This is a genomic window from Burkholderia sp. IO2, assembly GCF_029522185.1.
GTDB lineage: Bacteria > Pseudomonadota > Gammaproteobacteria > Burkholderiales > Burkholderiaceae > Burkholderia > Burkholderia cenocepacia.
In genome coordinates this window covers 1-18,475 of the sequence record NZ_JAKWFH010000054.1, presented here as the reverse complement: position 1 = coordinate 18,475, position 18,475 = coordinate 1, and the positions used below count along the sequence as shown (strand labels likewise).

Sequence of the window (18,475 nt, the reverse complement as noted above, 5' to 3'; positions counted from 1 at the left end):
ACAATGGCCGATCACCGATTCCGTTCGACATCCGGGTCCGCGCCTGCGGGCCCCGCCATCCGATTTCCATGACCGAATCCGTTTCCACGCCTCGCTCCCGCTCCCGTTCCACCCGTTCGTCGGCCCGTTCGCGCCCGCGCTCGGCCGCTGCCGCAGGCAGCACGTCCGCCCGGGCGACGGCACGATCCGGCAGCGCGCCGGCCGGCGACGCGCCGCGCGACGAACGGACGCTCGACCTGTTCGGCGATCCGGTGCTGGAGCCGGGCGAGCGCATGCCGGTGGCGGCGCACGATGAAGCGAGCGTGGAGGGCGATGCGGCAGCCGGTGTCGACGACGGTCGACAGGCCATGCTGGACGGGTTCAGTCCGCCAGCGGATGCGGCCGTGGCAACGCGTGCGGATGCGGAGAGTGCGGCGGCGACGGTTGCGGCGGTCGAGGCCGTTTCGACGCCTGAAGGCGGGACGGCCGCGAACGTCTACAGCGCATCCGCAGAGCGTCGTGCAACGCAGGCCGCCGATTTGCCCGCGGGCGCTGGCGCCGCCACGAAGATCGATGGTCCCGTGATCGACGGCGCCGCGAAGGCGGCGACGAAGCTGCAAGCCGCCGATGGCGTTGCGGCGCGGACGGTCGAATCGCAAGCAGCGGACGCCGAAGCCGCGAAGCCTGCAGTCGAGGCGGCGGTCGTCAAATCCCGCGAAGGGAAATCTTCCAGTGATGCCGCGAAGGAACGCCGCGCGTCGTCGGGCGGCAAACGCCGGGCGGCTGCCGGTGCCAACGAAGCGGCGGCGACGCCGGCCGTGCCGGTTGCGCCGAGCGTCGATTCGAAGCCGGAAGCGGTCGATTCGAACCCGCCGTCGGTCCCGGCTGCGCCGGCCGAGCCGCAGACGCAGGCACCGTCCGCACAGCCGCCCGAACCGGTCATCGCCACGCCATTCGCGAAGCCTCGCGACGCAGCGGCGCAGCCCGACGCTTCGCCGTCGCCGGTTGCACAGCCGGTGGCATCCGTCGCGTCGTTCGTGACCAGGCCATCGTCCGAGCGTACGCAACCGGCCGCGCCGGCCTTCGATCCGGACACCCACCTGCGCCCGCTGACCGACCGGCTCGCCGCGCTGCAGGCCGACGTCGACGGCCTGACCCGCGCGGCCGATCGCGAGATGCGCCGCGTCAACCGCTTGCTGCTCGCGCTGGCCGTCGTCGTGCTGGCGGGGCTCGTCGCGCTGGTGCTGCAAACGCGGCAGATCGCGCATCTGAAGCAGGACGTCGCCACCAAGCAGCAACGGATCGATCGTCTCGCGGCCGACCTGTCGACGCAGCAGGCCACGCTGATGACGCTCGAGGAGCACCACGAAGCGCTGCTGTCGCAAGTCGACCGGCTGCAACGCAACGCGAACCGCGAGGCGGCCGTCGCAAAGCGGGTCCGCCGCACGCGTTAATCGTTTCGACCCTATCCCGGAAGCCCGGCGCAGCAAGGATCGCCGTTTCGCACCGACGCGCGGCTGTCGCGTGCGTGCGGCAAACCGATGCAGCGCACTGGCAGAGTTAAGGGAAAACCCTTAGAATGGAGGTCATCTAAGGGAAAACCCTAGTCACATCTGTCAGGAGTCTCACATGAGCTTCATCCTCGCCCTGCTGCAAAAGATCGACGACCTGTTCGTGTCCCCGCACCTGCCGCTCGACGCCGAATACTCGTACGCCGCGCGTCGTGCCGAAGCCGAGCGCGTGCGTCGTGCGCACCTCGTGCCGATCGTCCTGTACCGTCGCTGATTCGCTGATTCGCTGATTCGCTGATTCGCTGATTCGCTGATTCGCTGATTCGCTGATTCGCTGATTCGGCGCGGCGTCCGCCGCACCTGCCTGCCCGTGTCCACCGCCGCATCGCGCGCCGGTGCGAGTGTCCCGCTACACTGGAAGTCCGATTCCGTTCACGGCGACCGGGCCATGTTGCAGATGCGGCCGATGACGGCCGGCGAATTCCACGCGTACCGCACGCGAGCCATCGACGGCTACGCGCGCGACCTCGTTTCCTCCGGACAAAATGCTGTCGAAGACGCGCCCGACCGTGCGCGCGCCTGTTTCGACACGCTGCTGCCGGACGGCCTGCTGACCGCCGGCCAGACCCTCGTCACACTCATCGATGGCGCCAGCGGCGACACGGTGGGCGACCTCTGGTACGCGATCGTCCCCGAAGGGCCGAACCGCACGCTGTTCATCTACGACCTCGACATCGTCCCGTCCCGGCGCCGCCAGGGCTGGGCCACGCGCGCGCTCGATGCGCTCGATGCCGAGGCGCGCCGGTACGGCGTCACCGAGATCGGGCTGTCGGTCTTCAATCACAACGCGGCGGCGCGTGCGCTGTATCGTGCATGCGGCTTCGCGCCGATCACGACGACGTTGATCAAACCGGTCGTGTCGAACTGAATCCGCCGGCATCGCGATGCATCGTCACGTGCTGTCGGTTCGGCGCACTGCGTAGCCGGCTGTCTTCCCGATCCTTCCTGCCGATCGAACGCCGAACGGCCCGTTCGGCCGTCCGCCATTCACCGCTTGCCGCCTCAACGCGCGCGGCCTTTCCATCTCCGCAGCAGCAGCGCGTTGGTTACGACGCTGACGCTGGAAAACGCCATCGCCGCGCCCGCGATCACCGGGTTCAACAAGCCGAGCGCCGCGAGCGGCACGCCGACGAGGTTGTACACGAACGCCCAGAACAGGTTCTGCTGGATCTTGCGGTACGTGCGCTTCGAGATGTCGATCGCGTCGGCGACGAGCGCCGGGTCGCCGCGCATCAGCGTGATGCCGGCCGTGTGCATCGCGACGTCGGTGCCGGTCGCCATCGCGATGCCGACGTCCGCCGCGGCGAGCGCGGGCGCATCGTTGATCCCGTCGCCGACCATCGCGACGACGCCGCCGTGCGTGCGCTTCAGCTCGGCGACGACGCGTGCCTTGTCGTCGGGCAGCACCTGCGCGTGCACTTCGCCGATGCCGAGCGCCGCCGCGACGGCCGCCGCGCTGCCACGGTTGTCGCCCGTCACGAGTGCGCTCGCGACGCCGCGCGCCGACAGCGCCGCGATCGCGTCGCGGGCGCCCGGCTTCACGGTGTCGCCGAATGCGATCAGCGCGAGCACCGCGCGCGGCGCATCGACGCGCATCAACCACGAGATCGTGTTGCCGGCGCGTTCGAGTTCCGCCGCGCGCGCGTCGAGCGCCGGCGGTACCGCGATGCCGAGTTCGTCGCGCCAGCGCGTACTGCCGAGCGCAAGTTGTTGCCCGCCGACGTGCGCTTCCACACCGCGCCCGGCCACCGCGCGCGCATCGGTCGCGACGACCGGCGCGGCTGCGCCGCCCTGTGCGGCCACGTCGGCGTCATGCGCGGCGACCACCGCGCGCGCGAGCGGATGGTCGCTCTGCCGCTGCACGGCCGCCGCGAGCGCGAGCGCTTCGTCGCGCGGCACGCCGACGGCGTCGAACGCCGTCACGGACGGTTTGCCTTCGGTCAGCGTACCGGTCTTGTCGAACGCGATCACGGTCGTGCGCTGCGCGAGTTCGAGCGCCTGCGCGTCCTTGATCAGCACGCCGTGCCGGGCCGCGACGCCGGTGCCGGCCATGATCGCGGCCGGCGTCGCGAGACCGAGCGCGCACGGGCAGGCGATCACGAGCACCGCGACCGCGTTGAGGATCGCGGTTTCCATCCCGGCGCCGGCGATCAGCCAGCCGACCAGCGTCAGCACGGCGATGCCGAGGATCGCCGGCACGAACACCTCGCTGACGCGATCGACGAGCCGCTGGATCGGCGCCTTCTCGGCCTGCGCGGATTCGACGAGGCGGATGATGCGCGCGAGCGTCGTCTCCGCGCCGATCGCGGTGGTTGCGACGACGAGCGCGCCTTCGCCGTTGATCGAGCCGGCCGTGACGGCGTCGCCGTCGTCCTTCGGCACGGGCAGGCTTTCGCCGGTGATCAGCGATTCGTCGATGTGCGAGCGGCCCGACACGATCCGCCCGTCGACCGGCACGCGCTCGCCGGGCCGGATGCTGACGTGCGTGCCGACGCGCACGTGCGATAGAGGCACGTCGCGTTCGACGCCGTGCTCGACGACCCGCGCGCGGTCGGGGCGCAGCGCGTTCAGCGCGCGGATTGCCTCGGTGGTCTGGCGCTTCGCGCGCGATTCGAGCCACTTGCCGAAGCGCACGAGCGTGACGATGACGGCCGACGCTTCGAAATACAGATGGCCCGGATGCGCGGGATCGCGCAGCAGCATCCACAGGCTCAGCCCGTACGCGGCCGACGTGCCGAGCGCGACGAGCAGGTCCATGTTGCCGGTGCGCGCCTTCACCGCATGCCAGGCCGCGCGATAGAAGCGTGCGCCGAAGCCGAACTGCACGATCGACGCGAGCACGAGCTGGAGCCAGCCGGGCAGCATCAGGTCGAGGCCGAACGGCGCGGCGAGCATCGGCGCGACGAGCGGCGCGCTCAGCACGGCGGCGCCGATCACGAGGTTGCGTTCGCGGATGGCCTCGCGGCGCTTGCGTGCGTCGGCGTCCGGCGCGGGGCCGGCCGGTTGCGCGTCGGCGCCGGCCGTTGCGCCGGCGGGTGACGCGGCGGGAAGCGATGCATGGTAGCCGGCCGTGGTGACGGCGGCGATCAGCGCGGCGGCGTCGAGTGCGCCGGCGCCGTGCACCGACGCGCGCTCGGTCGCGAGATTGACCGTCGCGCGCGCGACGCCCGGCACGGCGGCCAGCGCTTCTTCGACGCGGCCGGCGCAGGACGCGCAGGTCATGCCGCCGATGTCGAGTTCGACGTCGGCGGCCGCGGAAGTGGCGGGGGCCGCAGGCGTGGCGACGGCCGCCGGTGTCGCGCCGTAGCCGGCCTGTTTCACCGCTTCGGCAAGCTGGGCGGCGGATACGTCGGCCGACGCGTCGACCGTCGCGCGTTCAGTTGCCAGATTGACCGAGGCGCGCGTGACGCCCGGCACTTTCGCGAGCGCCTTCTCGACACGCGACACGCACGACGCGCAGGTCATCCCGTCGATGTCGAGTTCGATGCTCGCGGGCGTAGCGGGGCGGGTCGGGGCGGCGGCCGGGGCATTGGTATCCGACGCTGTCGGCGTCGCGCCATAGCCGGCCTGTTTCACGGCATCTGCCAATTGCGCGGCGGAAACCCCGGCCGACGCGTCGACCGTCGCGCGTTCGGTCGCAAGGTTGACCGATGCGCGCGTGACGCCCGGCACCTTCGCGAGCGCCTTTTCGACGCGCGACACACATGACGCGCAGGTCATGCCTTCGATATCGAGTTCGATCGTCGCGGCGGCGGCCGGCGCAGGCGGCGTTGCTTCGCGCGCCGCCGGCGTGACCGCACCGGCTTCGACGGCCGCGTCGCGCACCGCTGCGTGGTAGCCGGCCTCACGGATCGCGTCGACGAGCCGCTCGGGCTCGACCGTGTCCTGCGCGGTGACCGTCGCCGCCTGTGCATCGAGATCGACCGCCGCATCGACGACGCCCGGCACGGCGGCCAGCGCGCGCTGCACGCGGCCCGTGCAGCCGCCGCAATGCATGCCGTCGACGCTCAGCGCGATCGTTTGCCGTGCCGCGGAGGCAAGTGGTTCAGTCATGTCGGATTCCCCAAAAGCGCGGTTCGTGCCGCGAATGGTTCCAGTATCAACATTCCCATGATGGTAAGGTCAAGCGCCGGCGACGATGCGACGCAGGTCGATGCACACAGGTTGTCACAACGCGGAAAAAGCGATCGCCCGGCTTCCGGACGGACGACCGGGCGACCGAGCGTGCCGGGGTGTGTGCGCTCAGGCGCAGAGCTTGGCGCTCGCGAGGCGATTGAGGCTGACGCCTTGCTCGGCGGCCTGGATGACCAGCGCGCGGTGCGCCTGCGGCGGGATGCGGACCTTGAATTCGCCGCTGTAGGTTCGGTCGGCGATCGGTTCGGGCACGGTCTCGCCGTTCGCGGTCATCTCGCTCACGACGTCGGCGACGAGCCGGCGAATGCCGACCAGTGCGCCCTCCGGTGTTGCGTCGAGCCACGAAAGAGACGGGAATTCCGCGCAGAGGCCGACGTGCTCCCCGTCCTCCGGGGACCACGTTACGCGGTACGTAAAGTGGTCTTGGGTCATGATTTCTGTTCCTTCAGTCGATCGATCGCGTCGAGAACCTGCGAGATCTCGAACAGATCGATGAAGCGCACCTTCGCGGGCTTGCGCGTCATTTGGTCGAGGATTCTTCCATCCGCTTGGCGTAGCCTGTGGTGCCAATAGTGACACCATTGGTCGATCATCGTCGACGGCCCTCGTCCAGCCATCATTCCGGCGCGATGGCGCCGTTTCAGATTTTTGTCGAATCCTGTGCAATATTTCAGATTCGTTGATAGTTCGACTACCGTTTTACCCGTTATTCGGCATATTGGGGGATGCCCTTAGGCGCTATGATACCGGCCTGACATCAGCGCCCACCGTTACGAAACGTAGCGAAACGGTCATCCGGGTACGCTGGGGTGCCCTGTTTTAGCCGTTCGCGAGACGAACAGGGCGTTGACTGAAAAGAACGATATTCGGCCAGTAATCGATGATTGAAAACCAGCGAGAATCAGTTTCTCTGCGACGCGCGTGCGCGTCGCTGGCCATTGCGGCGTTGCTTGCAGGATGCGCGTCGCAACCGGACGCGATCCAGCGGAAAACCGGCTGGATGCGGGCGGAAGTTGCCGACTCCTATATCTATGCGTATCCGCTCGTGCTGATGGACGTCGCGAAGGAAGCTGCGACGGGCGGCGACGGCGCGCAACCGGGGCAGGCGCCGCTCAACACGCTGCGCCACGCGCAGGCGCTGCCGCCCGTCGGCGCGGTCAACCCGCCGCTGCCGGGCGTCGACACGCTCGACTCGACCGGCTGGCTCGATGTCGCCGCCGAACCCGTGATCGTCACGCTGCCCGACACGCGCGGCCGCTACTGGGACGCGCGTGCGCTCGACATGTGGACCAACGTGCTGTGGTCGTCGTCGAGCGTCGCCGCACGCGGCCCCCGTGGTGCCGGCCGATCGCAAACGATTGCCTTCGCCGCGAAGGACTGGCAAGGCACGTTGCCGAAGGGCGTGCTGCGTGTCGACGTGCCGTCCGCCAATGCGTGGCTCGAAGTGCGGTTGCAGACGAGCGGCGGGCGCGACCTGACGAACGTGAAGAAGCTGCAGCGCGCGATCCGCGTGGTGCCGCTGTCGGTGTACACCGGCGCCGAGCGCGGTGCGTCGGTCGCGGTCCATGCGGGCAGCGCGCCGTCCGAGGCGGTGGGGGGCGGCACGCCGGCCGAGCAGGTCGCCGCGCTCGACCCGAAGGCGTTCTTCACGCGCTTCGCGCGGGCGCTGCAGGACAATCCGGCGCCGGCCGACGACGCGCACGCGCAGGAATCGCTCGCCGACATCGGCGTGACGGCCGGCTACCCGGTGCTGTGGACGGGCGACCGTCTGACGGCCGCGACGGCCGGCGTCGCCGAGGCGCGCGCGCGGCTCGCGGCGGCGCCGTCGAACCTGCTGAACGCGAACGGCTGGAGCTGGATCGGCGATACGGCCGGCAAGTACGGCCAGGACTACGCACTGCGCGCGTACGCGGCCTACACGCAGTTCGGCACCGCGACGCGCGACGACGAGACGCTCGCGGTCGCCCGCGTCGACAGCGATGGCCATCCGCTGAACGGCGCGAACCGCTACGTATTGCATTTCGCGCCGGGCGCGCTGCCGCCGGTGCGCGCATTCTGGACGCTCACGCCGTACACGACCAACGGCGCGCTGCCCGACGTCGGGTCGGCGCGCCGCTCGCTCGGCGATCGCGACCGGCTGCGCCGCAACCATGACGGCTCGATCGACATCGTCGTGTCGGCGTCGCCGGGCGGCACGCATGCGGCCAACTGGCTGCCGGCGCCGCGTACCGATTTCGCGCTCGCGTTGCGCCTGTACGCGCCGAAGCCGCAGGCGAGCGACGGGTCCTGGATGCCGCCCGTCATCGTCCGGAAATGAACGGTTGACCGTCGCCGTTGTCCGACCGGCGGGCGCTGCGGCGGCGCCCGACCTCCGTACCGTCACCTCCTGAGCCTATACTTTCGGGATAGCGTGCGCGGCCGCCCGGTTATCCGGTGCGGCCCGGCATCCATTCCCGAGGCATTCAAGCATGGCAAGCGCAGACAAAGAAACCGTACCCTCGACCCTCCATGCCCTCGGCGGCGTTGCACGCTCGCGCCGCACCCGGCGTATCGGCATCGGCGTGCTGATCTTCGTCGTTTTATTCGGACTGCTCGGCTTCTTCGCGGCGCCGCCGCTGATCCGCCATGTCGCCGAACAGCAGTTGAGCAAGCAGCTCGACCGGCCGGCCACGATCCAGCGCATCGCGCTGAACCCGTACACGCTGAACCTCGAAGCCGACGGCATCCACCTCGGCGAGCGCGGCGGCCAGGGCGATTTCATCGACATCGGCAAGCTGGTCGTGCGGCCGTCGTGGTCGTCGCTGTTGCGCGGCGCGCCGATCGTCAACGAGGTCCGACTCGACTCGCCGCGCTTTCACATCGTCCGCTACGATGCGCAGCGCTTCAATTTCACCGACCTGATCGAGAAGTTCTCGTCGCCGACGCCGAAGCCCGACAGCAAGCCGACGCAATTCTCGGTGTCGAACATCCAGGTCAACGACGGCCGGATCGATTTCGACGATCGCCTGCTGAACGAAAAGCACGTGGTCGACAACTGGACGCTCGGCATCCCGTACATCGCGACGCTCGCCTCGAAGACCGACATCTTCGTCGAGCCGAAGCTGCGCGCGCGCTTCGACGGCAGCCCGATCTCGATCGACGGCAAGACCAAGCCGTTCGCGCAGTCGCGCGAATCGGAGATCGCGCTGAAGTTCGACCGCCTCGACGTGCCGAAGCTGATCTCGTACGTGCCGGCGAAGCTGCCGGTGGCCGTGACGAGCGGCCTGCTCAGCAGCAACCTCACGGTCAATTTCGTGATGAGCGGCGAGACGCCGGCGCTGCGCGTGTCGGGCACCGTCGACCTGAACGACGCGAAGGTGACCGACCGCGCGTCGGCGCCGCTGTTCGCCGCGCGCGGCGTGCACGTCGCGGCGGCCGGCCTCGAGCCGCTGCGCAACGCGATGCACTTCGACGAGATCCGGATCGACCGGCCGGTGGTCGACCTGTCGCGCGACAAGCAGGGCGTGCTGAACGTCGAGAAGCTCGTCGCGCAACCGGCCGCCGCGCCGAAGGTCGAGGCCGGGGCTGGCAAGCCGGCCGCGTCGGCCGTCGCCGCCGCATCCGGTGCGTCCGGCGCCGTCGCCGCCGCCAGCGGCGCGAAGGCCGAACGTAGCGCCGCCGCGAAGGAAGCGCCGCCGCTCGACCTGACGATCCGTCATGTCGCGATCGACGGCGGCACGATCAACGTCGACGACCGTGTGCCGGCGACGCCGACCGCGATGTCGCTGACGAAGCTCGCCGCGACGCTCGACGGTTTCTCGCTGCAGGGCAAGACGCCCGCGAAATACACGCTGTCGACGTCGCTGTCGCGCGGCGGCGACGTGACGGCCGAAGGCGCGTTCAATCTCGCCGCGAAGCAGGCCGACACGAAGCTGACGGTCGCCGCGCTCGCGCTGCCGGCGCTGCAGCCGTACCTCGGCGAGGCGACGCGCGCACGCGTGCTCGACGGCACGCTCGGCGCGACCGTCAACGCGAAGACCGACTGGGGCAAGACGCCGCTTGCCGCGGAAGTCGCCGACAGCACGGTCAGCCTGAAGTCGCTGAAGATCGCCGCGCCGGACAACAAGGCGCCCGCGATCGTGCTGCCCGACGCGAGCGCGAAGATCGCGAAGGTCGACGTTGCGGCGCGCACCGCGGAGATCGCGAGCGTCGACGCAAGCGGGCTCGCGCTCGACGTGAAGCGCCTGAAGGACGGCAAGATCGACCTCGCGGCGCTCGCCGAACCCGCGCAGGCGGCGGTGCCGAAGCGCACGGTCGCGCGCAAGGCGCAGGCCGCCGCGCCGTCGTGGCACTACCGGATCGACGCGCTGAACGTGAAGGAGGCGTCCGCGAACTTCACCGACCTGTCGACGCCGCGTCCGGTGAAGCTGGCGATCAAGCCGCTGGAGCTGTCGGTGCAGAAGGTGAGCGACGACCTGACGAAGCCGCTGCCCGTGCAACTGAAAGCGACGCTGAACCGCAAGGGCTCGCTGAACGTGACGGGTGACGTGACCGCGCAGCCGCTGAAGCTCGGCCTGAAGATCAACGGCAACCGCCTCGACGCGGCCGCGTTCGAGCCGTACTTCGGCAGCGCGCTGAACGCGACGATCGCCAGCGCGCTGCTCAACGCGCAGGGCAACCTGACGTTCGCGCAGGTGAAGGACACGCCGCGCGCGACCTATCGCGGCGACGTCGCGCTGGTCGACGTGCGGATGCTCGACAAGGCGACGTCCGACCCGTTCGCCGGCTGGCGCTCGCTCGCGCTGTCGAACCTGAAGGCAAACTACGACGAGAAGGGCACCGACGTCGACGCCGCGCGCGTGACGTTCTCGAACTTCTACGGCCGCGTGCTGCTCGATGCGCAGGGGCGGCTGAACCTGAAGGACGTGGTCGCGAAGGAGACGGGCCCCGCGCAGTCGCTCACGCGCGACGCGAGCAAGGGCGAGCCCGTGCCGCTGTCGCCGGGCGTGACGCCGCCGGCCGCCGCGCAGGCCGCATCGGCCGCGGCCGCGCAGCAGGCGTCCGTGCCGGCCGCCGCGTCGGCGACGGTGGTCGTGAAGGCCGCGCCGCAGCCGCAGAACCCGGTGCGGATGCACTTCGGCGAACTGGTGCTGCAGAACGGCCGCGTCACGTACACGGACAACTTCATCAAGCCGAACTACACGGCGAACCTCGTCGCGATCAAGGGCACGGTCGGCGCGTTCGGCACGGATTCGACGACGTCCGCGCCGGTCGACGTCGCCGCGAACCTCGCGGGCAACGGGCCGATCTCGATCAAGGGCTCGGTGAACCCGCTGATCGAGAAGCCGGCGCTCGACCTCACGGCGACCGCGCACGACATCGAGCTGACCAACCTCACGCCGTATTCGGCGAAGTACGCCGGCTATCCGATCACGAAGGGCAAGCTCAACGTCGACCTGCACTACCAGCTCGCGAACGACCAGCTGTCGGCGAACAACCACATCTTCATCGACCAGCTCACGTTCGGCGATCACGTTGAAAACGACACCGCGACGAAGCTGCCGGTGAAGCTGGCGATCTCGCTGCTGAAAAACACGCGCGGCCAGATCGACGTGAACCTGCCGGTGTCGGGCTCGCTGTCGAATCCGGAGTTCAGCGTCGGCGGGCTGATCTGGCATGCGGTGCTGAACCTGATCGCGAAGGCCGTCACGTCGCCGTTCACGCTGCTCGCGAATGCGTTCGGCGGAGGCGGCGAGGATCTCGGCTACGTCGAGTTCGCGCCGGGCTCGTATGCGCTGACCGACACGCAGCAGAAGAAGCTCGACACGGTCGTGAAGATGCTGACCGAGAAGCCGTCGATCCGCCTCGACCTGATCGGCCGCGTCGATCCGGCGCAGGACACGCCGGGGCTGCGTGACGCGTACGTCGAGCGGCTGGTGCGCCAGCAGAAGCTGAAGGACGTGGTCGGGCAGGGCGAGAGCGTCGATCCGATGTCGGTGAAGGTCGACAAGGCCGAATACTCGAAGTACCTGACGCGCGCGTACAAGGCCGCCGACTTCAAGAAGCCGCGCAACCTGGTGGGCCTGCAGAAGACGCTGCCCGATGCGGACATGAAGCAGGCGCTCGCCGATCACGCGCCGGCCGACGACAACGCGCTGCGTGCGCTCGCGCAGCAGCGCGCGCAGGCCGTGCGCCAGTACCTCGACGGCAAGATCGATTCGAGCCGCATGTTCGTCGTCGCGCCGAAGCTCGATGCGAAGGGCATCTCGGACAAGGGCGCGACGACCCGCGTCGACTTCGGGCTGCAGTAAGCGTTACCGCCGTCCGTCATCCCGCATCCGCCGCCGCGCCCGCATTCGTCGGGCGCGGCGGCTTTTTTTCAGCGGCCGGCGATCGCCGGTTCGCGCTTGTCCAGTTCCTTCCTCGCGGCCAGCGGCAGACGCGCGTCGTCCCACTGCGTCAGCCATTCGACTTCCTTCGCGGTGAACACCGGTCCGTAGTTGCGCAACGCGTACTGCAGCGCGTCGACGACGTGATGACGGATGATTTCAGGGGTACGTGCATCGTCCAGCACGAACCGGAGAGCTTCCAGGGTCGACATACTCGTGCTCCGGGTCAGGGAAAACCCTTTATCACACGCCAATAGTCGCGGGCCAACCCGAAAAAAAATCCCGCCGCACGGGCCGGCGCACGCGAGGGCCGCGGATTGCGACCGCGTGATGTCATTTGCGATTGGTTACGTTTGACAGAGAACAGAAAGCCCCGCTTCATCCGAGCGCCGCACGATCCGGCGATATTTTGCGCGCCTGAAGGCAGGTCACGTGGTTCAACATCAATCGGTGAGGTGGGGTGATGATTTCCAGGTTCATCAAGCAACGGAAAATGGCGGCGATGGTGGCGGGCGCGCTGGCGCTCGCCAGCGCGGGCGTGCATGCGGCGCAACAGGACGGCAACGCTCAGGGCGGGGACAACGGCCGGGCGAGCCGCGTCGTGAAGCACGTGCTGCTGCTGAGCATCGACGGCCTGCACGAACAGGATCTCGCGCGCTGCATCGGCGCGAATACGTGTCCGAACATCGCGGTGCTCGCGAAGAGCGGTGTGACGTATGCGAATGCGTATACGCCGGGCCTGTCGGATTCGTTCCCGGGCCTCGCCGCGCTCGTGACGGGCGGCTCGCCGAAGACGGCCGGCCTGTTCTACGACGTGTCGTACGACCGCAACCTGTACGCGCCGAGCGACACCACGTGCTCGGGCAAGCAGGGCTGGAACGTCGTGTTCGACGAGACGACCGGCATCGATGCGCAGAACGGCGGCGCGCTCGTGCACCTCGACGGCGGCGGCGCGTTCAATCCGCAGGCGATCCCGCATGCGAAGGTCAACGGCCAGTGCGTGCCGGTCTACCCGCACAACTACGTGAAGACCAACACGGTGTTCGAGGCGGTGAAGGCCGGCGTGCCGAATGCGCGCACCGCGTGGGCCGACAAGCACGCGTGGGGCTACGACTGGCTGAACGGCCCGTCGGGCACCGGCGTCGACGACCTGATGCGCACCGAGATCAATTCGATCGACCCGGCGACCAACACCGCGTACACCGACGTCTATTCGCACACCGCGCGCTTCGACAACCTGCACGTGCAGGCGCTGATCAACCAGATCGGCGGCCGCGATTCGACCGGCACGAAGACCGCACCGGTGCCGACGCTGTTCGGCGCGAACTTCCAGACGCTGAGCGTCGCGCAGAAGGCGCCGGTCGCGAAGGGCGGCGGCTATCTCGACGCCGATTTCACGCCGAACGGGCAGGTCGCGAACGCGATCACGTATGTCGACGACGCGATCGGCCATGTCGTCGCGGCGCTGAAGCAGGCGAACCTGTATTCGTCGACGGCCGTGATCGTCACGTCGAAGCACGGCCAGTCGCCGAGCGATCACACGAAGCTCGTGAAGAACGGCGACACGCTGACGAAGCTGCTCGAAGCGAACAACTTCCTCGACCCGAACGGCAACTTCGGCCAGAACAACACGACGACGGGCAACCTGAACGACGGTTCGGGCCTGGTCGGCACGGGCTTCGTGCAGACCGACGACGTCGGGCTGATCTGGCTGCGCGACCGCAGCCAGCGCACGGCCGTCGTGCAGACGCTGAAGGCGAACCTCGGCTGCAACGCGCCGGGGATCTGCGCGGACGGCCCGCAGGCATACGTGCTGTACGGCGCGGCGCTCGCCGAGCGCTTCGGCGATCCGGCCAACGGCCGCACGCCGGACATCGTCGTCCAGCCGAATCCGGGCGTGATCTACACGTCGAGCACGAAGAAGGACGAGGAGCACGGCGGCAACGCGCCGGACGACAGCCACCTCGGCCTGCTCGTGTCGTATCCGGGCATTCATCGTGCGCGCACGGTGAACGACCTCGTCGGCACGAAGCAGGTCGCGCCGACGATCCTCGCGCTGCTCGGCGCCGACCCGCGCTTGCTGCAGGCGGTCGTGGCCGAGAACACGCGCGTGCTGCCGGGGCTCGGTATCGGGCGTTGAGCGTGGGGAAGGGCGGTGCGTCCGCGGCATGACGCGGGCGTTTCGGAAGTTGAGTGGGGTGAACGCGGCGCCGGGCGGATCATGGCGCCGCGATGCCGGTGCATGGCTTGAATTCAGGCGCGTGCACCGGCATATTCGTCGCGCATCACCCGTTCAACGACGTACCGAGAGGATCGCTCATGCGCCTGCTGCTTGCCCTGCTGCTTCCGTGGTTCCAGTTCTTCACGATCGGCCGCCCGATCGCCGGGATTATCTGCCTGCTCCTGCAACTCACGGTCATCGGCTGGTTGCCGGCCGCGATCTGGTCGGTGTATGCGTTGAGCCAGTACAAGACCGATCGCAAGATCGAGGCGGCGCTGCGCGGGCGGCCGTAGACGCGCAGTGCGCGGTGGGGTGATTCGGCCGCGTGGTTCGTATTTCGGTAAAAATCTATACTTCTTATTCACATCGACGATGTGATTTATATAGATTTCTGCCTAAATGGCGGATGCCCGACGCATCTGGCCGAAGCTGCGGCCGCAATGACAAAGCGGCCGCCCGGTCCATCGTTCGACCGGGCGGCCGCTTTACCTACTTCACCGCAAACAGCGTCAGGTTCATGAAGATCTTGAACGCATAGCCGAGCGTGACGGCGCCGATCACGCCGCCCGCCCACAGGACGACGAACCACATCCAGCCGCGCATCCTCGGCCGCGGCGCCTCGGGTGGGCGATCGGCGGAATCAGTGGTGGTAGTAATGCTGGTCTTCATGGCGCACCTTGCCTCGGAATACCCAGTAACCCATCGTCGTGTAGGCGATGATGATCGGGAGGATAACCGCTGCGCCGACCAGCGTGAAGGTCTGGCTCGAACGCGGCGCCGCCGCTTCCCAGATCGTCATCGTCTGCGGAATCGCATACGGGAACAGCGTGACGAGCAGGCCGACGTAGCCGAGCAGCACCAGCGCCAGCGCGAGCACGAACGGCGTCATGTCGTGCCGGTCGCGCACCGCGCGACGCATCCACGCCGCGCACGCGGCGACCAGGAACGGCACCGGCAGCAGGCGCCAGAACAACCCCGAATCGAACCAGCGCTGCGCGATGGCCGGGTCCTGCAGCGGCGTCCACAGGCTGACGATCGCGATGAAGCCGAGCAGCACGACGGTCAGCGGCCACACGACGCGATGCAGGCGGCGCTGCAGGTCGCCTTCGGTCTTCGCGACGAGCCAGCAGCAGCCGAGCAGCGCATAGGTCACGATCAGGCCGAGGCCGGTCAGCAGGCTGAACGGCGTGAGCCAGTCGAACGCGCCGCCGGCATACACGCCGTCCTTCACGTCGATGCCCTGCAGGAACGCGCCGAGCGCGATGCCCTGGAACAGCGTCGCGCCGGCCGAGCCGCCGATGAACGCGAGATCCCACAGCTGTTTCGTGCGGCGCGCCTTCGCACGGATCTCGAACGACACGCCGCGGAAGATCAGGCACACCAGCATGAAGATCAGCGGCAGGTACAGCGCCGACAGCACGGTCGAATAGACGACCGGGAACACCGCGAACAGCCCGGCGCCGCCGAGCACGAGCCACGTTTCGTTGCCGTCCCACACGGGCGCGACCGTGTTCATCATCAGGTCGCGTTCCTTCTCGTCCGGGAAGAACGGGAAGACGATGCCGATGCCGAGGTCGAAGCCGTCGAGCACGACGTACATGAAAAGCCCCAATGCGATGATCGCGGCCCAGATTACGGTGACGTCCATAGGTTTTCTCGTAAGCGAAAGGAGTGGGCTCAGACGGTCTCGATCAGCTCGTCGACGGCCGACATCGGGCGGCGCGCGGTGTGATCGGGGCGCGTATCGGGTTCGTCGTCGTGCTTGATGTCGGGCAGCGCGGGGCCGGCCTTCATCAGCTTCAGCATGTAGTACACGCCGGTGCCGAACACGAGGAAGTACACGATCACGAACGTCATCATCGACAGGCTGACCTGCTGCACCGACAGCGGCGACACGGCCTCCGCAGTGCGCTTCACGCCATACACGACCCACGGCTGGCGGCCGGCTTCGGTCGTCACCCAGCCCGCGAGCAGCGACACGAAGCCGGTCGGGCCCATCGCGAGCGCGAAGCGCTGGAACCCCTTCGATTCATACAGGCGGCCGCGGCGACGCAGCAGCCAGGCGAGCGCGGCGAGGCCGATCATCGCGAAGCCGAGGCCGACCATGATCCGGAAGCTCCAGAACACGACCGTCGAATTCGGGCGGTCTTCCGGCGGGAAGTCCTTCAGCCCGCGGATCTCGCCGTCCCAGCTGTGCGTGAGGATCAGGCTGCCGAGGTGCGGCACCTTCACCGCGTAGCGGGTCGTTTCCGCCTGCATGTCCGGAATGCCGAACAGGTTGAGCGCGGTGCCGCCCTTTTCGGTTTCCCACAGCCCTTCGATCGCGGCGATCTTCGCGGGCTGGTGCTTCAGCGTGTTGATGCCGTGCTGGTCGCCGATCACGGCCTGCAGCGGCGCGAGCACGAGCAGCAGCCACAGCGCCATCGAGAACATCTTCTTCACACCCTTGTCGCGGCGACCCTTCAGCAGGTGCCACGCACCCGTCGCGGCCACCACCAGCGCGGCGACGATGAACGCGGCGATCGCCATGTGGAACAGGCGGTACGGGAACGACGGGTTGAAGATGATCGCGAACCAGTCGGTCGGCACGACGCGGCCGTCGACGATCTCGAAGCCTTGCGGCGTCTGCATCCAGCTGTTCGACGCGAGGATCCAGAACGTCGAGATCAGCGTGCCGATCGCGACCATCAGCGTCGCGCCGAAGTGCGCGCGCGGGCTCACGCGGTTCCAGCCGAACAGCATGATGCCGAGGAAGCCGGCTTCGAGGAAGAACGCGGTCATGACCTCGTACATCAGCAGCGGGCCGGTGACGGCGCCGGCGAAGCTCGAGAAGCCCGACCAGTTGGTGCCGAACTGATAGCTCATCACGACGCCGGACACGACGCCCATCCCGAACGCGACCGCGAAGATCTTCGACCAGAACAGGCAGAGCGTTTTGTAGTACTGCTTGCCGGTCTTGAGCCAGCGATATTCGAGCACGGCGATGAAGCTGGCGAGGCCGATGCTCAGCGCCGGAAAGACGATGTGAAAGGAGACGGTGAACGCGAATTGCAGGCGGGCCAGATCGAGGGCCGAAAGTGCGGTGTCCATACCAGATGACCGAGGCTGACGATACCCGCCGGCGGGTGCCGGCGGACCCCGGCGGACAGGCGTCGGGGTTGGCTGGAGTATGTGCCGCGATGTTGCACCGCGAAATGCGCCAACTCGTCGCAGATGTCCAGTCCGTCGCGCGCGATTTCGGGATAAATCGTTGATTCGTATCAAGAACGTCGTTCGCGGCGCGCGCGGTCGCGGCGTGGCGGTCTGACGCACATGCGTCAATATGGCGCGTCGCGTCATCGGAACGGTTTTGCGCAGACGAAAACCGTGTGCCGGGACGGCGATCGGTTTCGATGCGTTAAACGCGTAACGCGAGCGTTCGAACGGGCGGGGCGTCTGTCACACGGGTAACGTCGCGCAACATTCGCGCGCCGGCCCGTAATGGATCCCCGAGCGCGTGCGGCGTAGCGTTCGGGATGCCGGGTTCGGATCGCCGAACCGGCCTGCCGGAGAACGTGACGTGAATGGATTGAAGCTCGCGCTGGGCGCGGCGGCCGCGCTCGCGGTCGCGACGGGCGGCGTGGCGCATGCCGCCCGGGTCGGAGTCTATATCGGCCCCGGCTACCCGTATTACGCCCCGGTCGTCCCTGCGCCGTACTACTACCCGCCGCCCGTCGTCGCGGTGCCGGTCGCTCCGCCGCCGCCGCCCGAGTATGTCGAGAAGGGGCAGCCGCAGGACGACGGCGACGCGGACCTCTGGTACTACTGCGACGCGTCGAAGCATTACTACCCGCATGTGAAGACCTGCAAGTCGGGCTGGCGCGCGGTGCCGGCGCGGCCGCAATGACGGAGGCGCGACGATGAACACCGTATTTCGACCGCTGCGCGTGCCGGCCGTGCTGGCGCTGGCCGCGCTGCTCGGCGCGTGCGCCTACCTGCCGAGCGGGCCGAGCGTGATGGCGCTGCCGGGCACCGGCAAGTCGTTCGACCAGTTCCGCGCGGACGACGGCAGTTGCCGGCAGTATGCGTTCCAGCAATCGGGCGGCGTGAGCGCCGGGCAGGCGTCGACCGCGAGCGCGGTCGGCAGCGCGGCCGTCGGCACCGCGCTCGGCGCGGCGGCCGGCGCCGCGTTCAACGGCGGCACCGGCGCGGCGGTCGGCGCG

At 68.5% G+C, this 18,475-nt stretch carries 14 protein-coding genes and 1 pseudogene; 9 read left to right on the top strand and 6 right to left on the bottom strand.

The features are described 5' to 3' along the window. Positions 1 to 68: 68 nt before the first annotated feature. The 3 genes from MMB92_RS27875 (at position 69) to MMB92_RS27865 (ending at position 2,418) form a co-directional block, all read left to right on the top strand. Entirely contained in the window at positions 69 to 1,433 is a 1,365-nt protein-coding gene (locus tag MMB92_RS27875) for a flagellar hook-length control protein FliK (RefSeq protein ID WP_277563075.1), read from the top strand. Between the two features lie 175 nt (positions 1,434 to 1,608). Beyond that, entirely contained in the window at positions 1,609 to 1,764 is a 156-nt protein-coding gene (locus MMB92_RS27870) for a hypothetical protein (RefSeq protein WP_006481665.1), read from the top strand. A gap of 174 nt (positions 1,765 to 1,938) precedes the next feature. Beyond that, positions 1,939 to 2,418: a GNAT family N-acetyltransferase gene (locus MMB92_RS27865; RefSeq protein WP_034203175.1), complete on the top strand. Its 480-nt coding sequence runs from the start codon at positions 1,939 to 1,941 to the stop codon at positions 2,416 to 2,418. Positions 2,419 to 2,552: 134 nt separating this feature from the next. Here the strand turns inward: MMB92_RS27865 and MMB92_RS27860 are convergent, their stop codons facing one another. Next, positions 2,553 to 5,603, bottom strand: coding sequence for a heavy metal translocating P-type ATPase (locus MMB92_RS27860; RefSeq protein WP_277563074.1), 3,051 nt, complete (start codon positions 5,601 to 5,603; stop codon positions 2,553 to 2,555). A gap of 189 nt (positions 5,604 to 5,792) precedes the next feature. Next, entirely contained in the window at positions 5,793 to 6,116 is a 324-nt protein-coding gene (locus tag MMB92_RS27855) for a toxin-antitoxin system HicB family antitoxin (RefSeq protein WP_006494366.1), read from the bottom strand. A 448-nt stretch (positions 6,117 to 6,564) separates the two neighbouring features. Here MMB92_RS27855 and MMB92_RS27850 point away from each other — a divergent pair, with 448 nt between their 5' ends. Next, the gene (locus tag MMB92_RS27850; protein ID WP_006486342.1) at positions 6,565 to 8,001 is read left to right on the top strand and encodes a DUF1254 domain-containing protein; all 1,437 of its coding nucleotides are present in this window, start codon (positions 6,565 to 6,567) and stop codon (positions 7,999 to 8,001) included. Between the two features lie 151 nt (positions 8,002 to 8,152). Further along, complete coding sequence (locus MMB92_RS27845; protein WP_275524826.1) at positions 8,153 to 11,974, top strand: DUF748 domain-containing protein; 3,822 nt, start codon at positions 8,153 to 8,155, stop codon at positions 11,972 to 11,974. Positions 11,975 to 12,042: 68 nt separating this feature from the next. On the opposite strand, the gene MMB92_RS27840 is transcribed toward MMB92_RS27845, so the two are convergent. After that, positions 12,043 to 12,264: a hypothetical protein gene (locus tag MMB92_RS27840; RefSeq protein WP_034203178.1), complete on the bottom strand. Its 222-nt coding sequence runs from the start codon at positions 12,262 to 12,264 to the stop codon at positions 12,043 to 12,045. A gap of 251 nt (positions 12,265 to 12,515) precedes the next feature. On the opposite strand from MMB92_RS27840, the gene MMB92_RS27835 reads away from it, so the two are divergent. Both MMB92_RS27835 and MMB92_RS27830 read left to right on the top strand, forming a co-directional pair. Next, on the top strand, positions 12,516 to 14,192 hold the full coding sequence (locus tag MMB92_RS27835) for an alkaline phosphatase family protein (protein ID WP_006487965.1): 1,677 nt from the start codon (positions 12,516 to 12,518) through the stop codon (positions 14,190 to 14,192). A 179-nt stretch (positions 14,193 to 14,371) separates the two neighbouring features. After that, positions 14,372 to 14,566: a YqaE/Pmp3 family membrane protein gene (locus MMB92_RS27830; protein ID WP_034203179.1), complete on the top strand. Its 195-nt coding sequence runs from the start codon at positions 14,372 to 14,374 to the stop codon at positions 14,564 to 14,566. 196 nt (positions 14,567 to 14,762) lie between these two features. Here MMB92_RS27830 and MMB92_RS27825 read toward each other — a convergent pair whose 3' ends face one another. Genes MMB92_RS27825 through MMB92_RS27815 form a run of 3 tightly spaced genes read right to left on the bottom strand, consistent with a single transcriptional unit; the run spans position 14,763 to position 17,363 of the window. Continuing rightward, positions 14,763 to 14,942 carry a hypothetical protein gene (locus tag MMB92_RS27825; protein ID WP_034187692.1) on the bottom strand — a complete coding sequence of 60 codons (180 nt, stop codon included), beginning with the start codon at positions 14,940 to 14,942 and terminating at the stop codon, positions 14,763 to 14,765. Next, positions 14,914 to 15,921 carry a cytochrome d ubiquinol oxidase subunit II gene (gene cydB, locus MMB92_RS27820; protein ID WP_006494372.1) on the bottom strand — a complete coding sequence of 336 codons (1,008 nt, stop codon included), beginning with the start codon at positions 15,919 to 15,921 and terminating at the stop codon, positions 14,914 to 14,916. Before cydB ends, MMB92_RS27825 begins: the two co-directional genes overlap by 29 nt. 29 nt (positions 15,922 to 15,950) lie before the next feature. Continuing rightward, positions 15,951 to 17,363, bottom strand: coding sequence for a cytochrome ubiquinol oxidase subunit I (locus MMB92_RS27815; RefSeq protein ID WP_034203182.1), 1,413 nt, complete (start codon positions 17,361 to 17,363; stop codon positions 15,951 to 15,953). Between the two features lie 469 nt (positions 17,364 to 17,832). Here MMB92_RS27815 and MMB92_RS27810 point away from each other — a divergent pair, with 469 nt between their 5' ends. Both MMB92_RS27810 and MMB92_RS27805 read left to right on the top strand, forming a co-directional pair. Then, on the top strand, positions 17,833 to 18,159 hold the full coding sequence (locus tag MMB92_RS27810; protein ID WP_048987733.1) for a hypothetical protein: 327 nt from the start codon (positions 17,833 to 17,835) through the stop codon (positions 18,157 to 18,159). 13 nt (positions 18,160 to 18,172) lie between these two features. Next, positions 18,173 to 18,475, top strand: a pseudogene (locus MMB92_RS27805) (hypothetical protein); the annotation flags it as partial.

Excerpts from the sequence above, each read along its gene's own strand:
- MMB92_RS27875 (WP_277563075.1), top strand. The coding sequence starts at position 69 with ATGACCGAATCCGTTTCCACGCCTCGCTCCCGCTCCCGTTCCACCCGT.
- MMB92_RS27870 (WP_006481665.1), top strand. The coding sequence starts at position 1,609 with ATGAGCTTCATCCTCGCCCTGCTGCAAAAGATCGACGACCTGTTCGTG.
- MMB92_RS27865 (WP_034203175.1), top strand. The coding sequence starts at position 1,939 with ATGTTGCAGATGCGGCCGATGACGGCCGGCGAATTCCACGCGTACCGC.
- MMB92_RS27860 (WP_277563074.1), bottom strand. The coding sequence starts at position 5,603 with ATGACTGAACCACTTGCCTCCGCGGCACGGCAAACGATCGCGCTGAGC.
- MMB92_RS27855 (WP_006494366.1), bottom strand. The coding sequence starts at position 6,116 with ATGACCCAAGACCACTTTACGTACCGCGTAACGTGGTCCCCGGAGGAC.
- MMB92_RS27850 (WP_006486342.1), top strand. The coding sequence starts at position 6,565 with ATGATTGAAAACCAGCGAGAATCAGTTTCTCTGCGACGCGCGTGCGCG.
- MMB92_RS27845 (WP_275524826.1), top strand. The coding sequence starts at position 8,153 with ATGGCAAGCGCAGACAAAGAAACCGTACCCTCGACCCTCCATGCCCTC.
- MMB92_RS27840 (WP_034203178.1), bottom strand. The coding sequence starts at position 12,264 with ATGTCGACCCTGGAAGCTCTCCGGTTCGTGCTGGACGATGCACGTACC.
- MMB92_RS27835 (WP_006487965.1), top strand. The coding sequence starts at position 12,516 with ATGATTTCCAGGTTCATCAAGCAACGGAAAATGGCGGCGATGGTGGCG.
- MMB92_RS27830 (WP_034203179.1), top strand. The coding sequence starts at position 14,372 with ATGCGCCTGCTGCTTGCCCTGCTGCTTCCGTGGTTCCAGTTCTTCACG.
- MMB92_RS27825 (WP_034187692.1), bottom strand. The coding sequence starts at position 14,942 with ATGAAGACCAGCATTACTACCACCACTGATTCCGCCGATCGCCCACCC.
- cydB (WP_006494372.1), bottom strand. The coding sequence starts at position 15,921 with ATGGACGTCACCGTAATCTGGGCCGCGATCATCGCATTGGGGCTTTTC.
- MMB92_RS27815 (WP_034203182.1), bottom strand. The coding sequence starts at position 17,363 with ATGGACACCGCACTTTCGGCCCTCGATCTGGCCCGCCTGCAATTCGCG.